The organism is Caulobacter sp. SRI_008 (genome assembly GCF_057586355.1).
In genome coordinates, this window is sequence record NZ_JBYCZS010000050.1 from 1 (window position 1) to 6,434 (window position 6,434).

The window sequence follows — 6,434 nt, forward strand, 5'->3', positions numbered from 1 at the left end:
CGGCGATTGAAGCACCAGGGTGGACATGGGCGGCATTCTCGTCGGGAACGGGGAAGAAGGCGCTACTGACCGGCCGTCAGGGTGACGCGGTCAAGGGCCGGCATCGGATCCAGGCTCTTGGCCGTGAAGGTCAGGCAAAGATCGTGCACGCCTTCACGAGCCGGCAGCACGCCGCTCACTGTCCCCAGGCCCGGACCGCGCCCGGCCTTGCCCAGCGGGATGGCCGCGATGCGCTCGCCCTTGCAGCCCAGCCGCACCTCCAGCTCGCCGTCGGGCGTGGCCGGCTTACGGACCACGATCTGGTCCTTGGCCGCGCCGATCTGGAAGTTCCAGGCCGCCTGGCCCACGCGGGCGGTCAGCTTCAGCCCCTTGGAAAGGTCCGCGCCCTTCCAGATCCAGCACGGGTTCATCAGGTCGATGGCGAAGATGGCGCGCGGGCCGTCCTTGCCGTTGATCGGGGCGTCATCCTCGAAGGCCAGCGGGATCGCCGCGCCGCACAACTCCAGCTGCCGGCTCTCGCGGGTGTTGGCCGCCAGTTCCGTCGCCGCCCAGCCGCGCGTGCGGCCCAGCGGCGCCGCGCCCAGGAAGCTGCGCGCCTTCAGCGTCGTCCCCGCCTTCAGCGACAGGGTCTGGTCATAGGCCGGCGAGGCCGCCGAGGGCTCCGAGCCGTCGGTGGTGTACCGCACCTGGCCAAGGGTGAGACCACTGGCCAGGCTGGCCGCGACCGCCCCGCCCTGCCCCGGACGCAAGGTGACCTGCGGCTCGAACGGCGCGGTGTCGGCGACGACGCCCAGCGCCTTCAGCCGCGCCATCTCGGCCGGCAGGCGCTGGGTGAAGCCGTCCCAGTCGCGGCGCTCCTCCTGAGTCCAGGCCGTCTCGGCTAGGGCGACCAGGCGCGGGAAGGCCATCAGTTGCGCCCGCTCGTCGGTGCGCACGTGCTCGGTCCAGAGGTTGGCCTGGACGCCCAGGATGTGCTTGCGCTGGTCGGCCGTCAGGGCGTCGGGCGCGGCGTCGAACTGGTAGACGTCCTTGAGGCTGCTGACCGTGATCCGGCCGGGCGGCTCGTCCAAAGACGTGCTCTGACGGCGGTCGAAATAGAGGGTCGGCTCGGGCGACAGCACCGTGTCGTGGCCCTGGCTGGCGGCGGCGATGGCCCCGTCGATCCCCCGCCACGACATCACCGTGGCGTTGGGGGCAAGACCGCCCTCCAGGATCTCGTCCCAGCCGATCAGCCGGCGGCCGCGGCCGTTGATGTGCTTTTCGACCCGCTGGATGAACCAGCTCTGCAAGCCGTGCTCGTCCTTGACGCCCAGCTCTTGGATCTTGGCCTGGATGACGGGGCTGGCCTTCCACTGGTCCTTGACCGCCTCGTCGCCGCCGACGTGGATGTATTCCGACGGGAATAGGTCCATGACCTCGTCGAGCACGTCGTTGAGGAACTCGAACGTGCCGTCCTCGACATTGTAGAGATAGGGGAAGATCCCCCAGTCGTGACGGGCCAGGGCCGGCGGATTATCGGTCAGGCCCAGCTTCGGATAGGCCACGATCGGCGCCAGGGCGTGACCCGGCATCTCGATCTCGGGAACGATGGTGATGTTGCGGGCCGCCGCATAGGCCACCAGCTCGCGCACCTGATCCTGGGTGTAGAAGCCGCCATAGCGCACCGGCTTGCCGGTCTTGGGATCGAACCCCGCCGCCCCGGCCGGCTGACGCCAGGCCGAGACCTGCGTCAGCTTCGGGTACTTCTTGATCTCCAGCCGCCAGCCCTGGTCGTCGACCAGGTGCCAGTGCAGGGTGTTGAGCTTGTGGGCCGCCATGCCGTCGATGATCGTGTGGATGGTCTCGACCGACTGGAAGTGGCGGGCGCTGTCGAGCATGAAGCCGCGCCAGGCGAAGCGCGGGGCGTCCTCCACATGGGCGGCGGGCACGTCGACCGCGCCTTTGCTGTCATCCTGCACCGCCAGCTGCCACAGGCTGACCGCGCCGTAGAACAGGCCGGCGCGCTTGAGCGCCGTGATCTTCACCCCGCCGGGCGCGACGTCGAGGGCGTAGCCTTCACCGTCCGGTCCGCCGCGCACGAGCGAGATCGCCGTCTCGCCGGCCGTCGGCGCGCCTTCGACCACGGCCGGGCGCAGGCCCCGGGCGCGATGCAGCAGGTCGGCCAGCTGCACCGCCACGCCCCGGGCCTCGACATCGCCCTTGGCGACATGGATGCGGGTGGCGGCGGTCAGGCGGAAGACGCCCTCGGCGCGTTCGGCCTTGGCCGGCGCAGGCGTCAGGGTCAGCGGCTCGGCCAGGGCCGGCGCCACGATAGCCATGGCCGCGGTGGCCAGCAGCAGGACTTTGATCATGCGGGGAAAGCTCTCACCGGCAAGCCAGCGGCAAAAAGGGAGGCGGGCCGGCCGCAAGACCAACCCGCCCCAGCTCGCTGCTTGCAGTCAGGAGGGGGAAAGGCGCGGCTCGGCTCATGAAGGGATCCTGAACCAAGCCGCGTTGAATGCAAATCAGCGGGTTCGGGGACGCGCCGGTCTTTGAAGCGCGCCCCCGGATCGGCTTCCGCTTAGAAGGAGACGTTGATCGTCGCCTGCAGCTTGCGGCCCGTGCGGTAGACGCCGCGGGGCAGCATGGTGGTGTTGGCGTAGGCGTAATACTCGCTGTCGAGCAGGTTCTGCGCCGAGACCGAGAGGTTGACGTTCTCGGTGAAGGCGTAGCCGGCCGTGGCGTCCAGGCCCTTGTAGGCGCGGACGAACATCTGGTCGCCGCGGTCCAGGCCCGTGAAGTACTTCGAGCGCCAGTTGTAGGTCACCCGGGCCGAGAACGGACCGTGCTCGTAGAACGGGCTGATGTTGATCTGGTGCTTGGAGTTGTAGGGCAGCGGCGCGCCGCCGTCGGCTTCCCCGTCGGCGTAGGTGTAGTTGGCCAGCAGGCCGAAGCCGAGGCCGAAGGTCTGCTGGTAGGCGAACGCCGCGCCCTTGACCGTGGCCGAGCCGGCGTTGGTCGGACGGCTGATCTGGTAGGTGGTGACCGCGTTGCGCGCCTGGTTGAAGTGCTGCTCGGCGACGGTCTGCTGCAGGATGTAGTTGCTGATGTCCTTGTGGAACACCTCGGCCGACAGGATGGCCTCCGGCGCGAAGTACCACTCGATCGAGGCGTTGACGTTGCTCGACTTGTAGGGGTTCAGGTCCGGGTTGCCGCCGCCGCCGGTCAGGATCTGGTCGGAGAGCCAGAAGTAGTTCGACATGTCGGCGTAGTTCGGACGCGAGATCACCTGGGCCGCGGCGAAGCGGAACACCAGATCCTCCTTCACGTCGACGATGACGTTCAGGCTGGGCAGGAAGTCCTCGTACTTCTTGGACTTCACCGTCCAGGCCCAGTCGGCGGCCGTGGTGCCGCAGCCGGTGGCGGTCTGGTTGACGCAAGTGTAGCCGCCGCTGTCGGACTCGGTCTTCACGTAGCGCAGGCCGAAGTTGCCGCGCACGTTGTCGGCCTGGAAGTCGGCCTGGCCGTAGAGGGCGTTGATCGTCTCCTCGATGCCCCAGTTCTGGGCCGTGAACTCGGCGTTGCCGAAGATCGTCGGCACCGGCTTGGCCTGCCAGGGACGCAGGTAGCCGCCGCTGGAGATGTAGTTGGCCAGGGCCTCGCCATCGATCTTGAAGCGGCTGCCCATGGCGTCGGTGACGCCGTCGAAGCCCTTCAGATAGTTGCTCGGCACGATCGACGGGTTGAACTGCGAGGCGCTGGCCGGGTTGCCGTAGACCGAGACGGTCACGCCCGACATCGCCTGGGTGGTCTCGTGCTTGCGGTACTTGTAGCCGACCTGCACGCGCTTGATCACGCCTTCGAAGTCCTTGCCCGCGTCGATCTGGGCGTAGCTCTCCTTGTCGGTGGTCGGCTTGGAGACGATGTTGCCGCCCCAGCCGGCGTTGTAGCCGGTCGGGCCGACCGACGGATCGCCGCCGCCCCAGCCGCCGTCGAACGAGAACTTGCTGGCGTCGGCCAGCGGATTACCGTCGGCGGTCGGGTTGGTATAGGTCAGCACGCCCGGCGAGCCCGGGGTTCCGGTGAAGTCGACCGTGTAGTCGGCCCAGTTCAGGAACTCCCCGTACAGCTGGCGCTTGGTGCCGCCGTCGGCCTTCGAGTAGCCGGCCTCGCCCGACACGTCGATACCGTCGCCCGTCCACTTGCCGGTCAGGTGATAGGTGTCGGAGTTCAGCTCGGCTTCGCGGTACTGCACGTCCAGCACGCTCAGCGCGTGCTTGAACGAGGCCTTGCGGATGACGTTGTCCTCGATGGTGATCGCGGTCAGCGCGCCCAGGCTGTTCCAGGTGTTGCCCTGGAAGGCGAACAGCGACTGGTTGGTGTTGTCGTAGGTGGCCTTGATCTTCAGCCAGTCGAAGTTCAGCTCGAGGGCGTCGGTCGGGCGCCACTGGACGGCGGCGGTGTAGCTGTCGCGGACGCGCTCCTGCTCGAAATAGGAGACCGACAGCGAGTTGACGCCGCGGGCGTTCGGATTGGCCGCCAGGGTGGTGGCGCAGGTTCCGGTGCAGTTGCCGTTGGTGATCGAGCTGACCGGGTTCTCCGGGTTGCCGCCGTTATAGTAGCTGGCCGGGATCGTGCCGTAGGACTCGATGCCGTCGCGGCGTAGCTGGTCCTTGGCGTGCTGGGCCGAGACCGCGATCCCGAAGGTCTGGTCGGCGTTCTTCCAGCTGCCCAGCACCGCCACCTGCGGGTCGGACTTCTTGGAGCGATCGTTGTAGAGATAGCTGAGCGAGCCCTGGAGGGTCAGCGACTTCAGGTCCAGCGGCTTGCGGGTGTTGACGATCACCGTGCCGCCGATGCTGCCTTCGTCGAGGCGGGGCTCGGGCGACTTGTAGACTTCCACCTTGCCGACGATCTGCGGGGCCAGCAGGGCGTAGTTGAACGTCCGGCCCGGCTGATCAAGGATGAACCAGTCGGCCGAGGCGACCGTCTGGCCGTTCAGCAGAGTGCGGTTCAGGGCCGGGTCGGTGCCCAGGATAGAGACCTTTTCACCTTGACCGAACTGGCGGTCGACGGTGACGCCCGGAACGATCGTCAGCGCTTCGGCGACGTTCGAACTCGGAAACTTGCCGACGTCCTCGGCGGTGACCACGTCGACGATGGCGTCGGCGTTACGCTTGGATTGGATCGATTGCTGAAGCGACGCACGAATACCGGTGACGACCACCTCATCGACGGAGGTCGGGGTCTCCTGCGCCATGACGGGCGCAGCGACCAATACGGCCAGCAGGCTGGCGGAAGCGGTCAGGACCGCCTTGTGAATGCTCTTCATAACTCGGCTTCTCCCCATTGTGCCGGGTCTTTGGACCCGGAGCCGAACCCCAAGCCCAATCCGATACCAATTTCTCGCGGCAAAGCCGCAAAGAGCGGTACTTCTCAGACCTCGGAGTGTGACTGTGACGAAATTTTTGCTGATGACAATACCTAAAAAGAACCAATTGCAGACCATGAGATAATTGGTATGAAAATGGTCATGAACTGTTGCGTGCGCCGCCGGGGTGCGCAAATCGCGGTAGATGCAAGCCTGACGCTGGTGGGGACCTGATGCTGTTTTCCGAAAAGATCGGGGGCCTGGACGGCAACGGGCAGGACCACGCGCCGCTGTACAAGCAGCTGCAGCGGGCCCTGCGCGAAGCCATCCAGAAGAAGGTGCTGGCGCCCGACGACGCCCTGCCGGCCGAGCGCGACCTTGCCGAAGAATTCAGCATCTCGCGGATCACCGTTCGCAAGGCGCTCGACGGCCTGGTCAGCGAGGGGCTGCTCACCCGCCGTCAGGGCGCGGGCACCTTCGTGGCCTCGCGGGTGGAAAAGAGCTTCTCGGCGCTGTCGTCCTTCACCGAGGACATGATCTCGCGCGGCCGGGTGCCGCACAGCGAATGGATCAGCCGCAGCGAGGGCCAGGTGACGCCCGAGGAGTCGCTGACGCTTGGCCTGTCGCCCGGCACGCCGGTCTATCGCTTCGCCCGGATCCGCTACGCCGACGGCTCGCCGATGGCCGTGGAATACACCACCATCGCCGCCTTCGCCCTGCCCTCCACCGACATCGTCGGGACCTCGCTGTACGAGGCGCTGGAAAAGACCGGCCACCGGCCGGTGCGCGCCCTTCAGCGGCTGCGGGCCATCCTGTTCGCCGCCGAGCAGGCCGACCTGCTGGACGTGCCGACCAAGGACGCGGGCCTGCTGATCGAGCGGCGCGGCTTCCTCAAGGACGGCCGGGCGGTGGAAGTAACCCAGTCCTACTACCGCGGCGACGCCTACGACTTCGTGGCCGAACTGAACGCCCTGTCCTGATCTCGCGCCCGCCCTCGTGAAGGAAGCCGTCTTGACCCGCCCCGAAGCCCTGACGTCCGAAGCGACCCGCATGTTCCAGGAGGCCGGCGAGGCCTCGGTGGTGA

General features: G+C 67.3%; 3 protein-coding genes. 1 reads left to right on the plus strand and 2 read right to left on the minus strand.

Translation table 11 applies throughout. The features are described 5' to 3' along the window. Window positions 1-62 precede the first annotated feature (62 nt). Together AC2YHT_RS25505 and AC2YHT_RS25510 are read right to left on the minus strand one after the other, a co-directional pair. On the minus strand, window positions 63-2,351 hold the full coding sequence (locus AC2YHT_RS25505) for a family 20 glycosylhydrolase (protein ID WP_487292594.1): 2,289 nt from the start codon (window positions 2,349-2,351) through the stop codon (window positions 63-65). 209 nt (window positions 2,352-2,560) lie between these two features. After that, window positions 2,561-5,311 (minus strand): TonB-dependent receptor, encoded by a 2,751-nt coding sequence (locus tag AC2YHT_RS25510; protein WP_487292595.1) that lies wholly within the window; start codon window positions 5,309-5,311, stop codon window positions 2,561-2,563. A gap of 272 nt (window positions 5,312-5,583) precedes the next feature. Between AC2YHT_RS25510 and AC2YHT_RS25515 the strand changes: the two genes are divergently transcribed. Continuing rightward, window positions 5,584-6,330: a GntR family transcriptional regulator gene (locus AC2YHT_RS25515; protein ID WP_487292596.1), complete on the plus strand. Its 747-nt coding sequence runs from the start codon at window positions 5,584-5,586 to the stop codon at window positions 6,328-6,330. Window positions 6,331-6,434 lie beyond the last annotated feature (104 nt).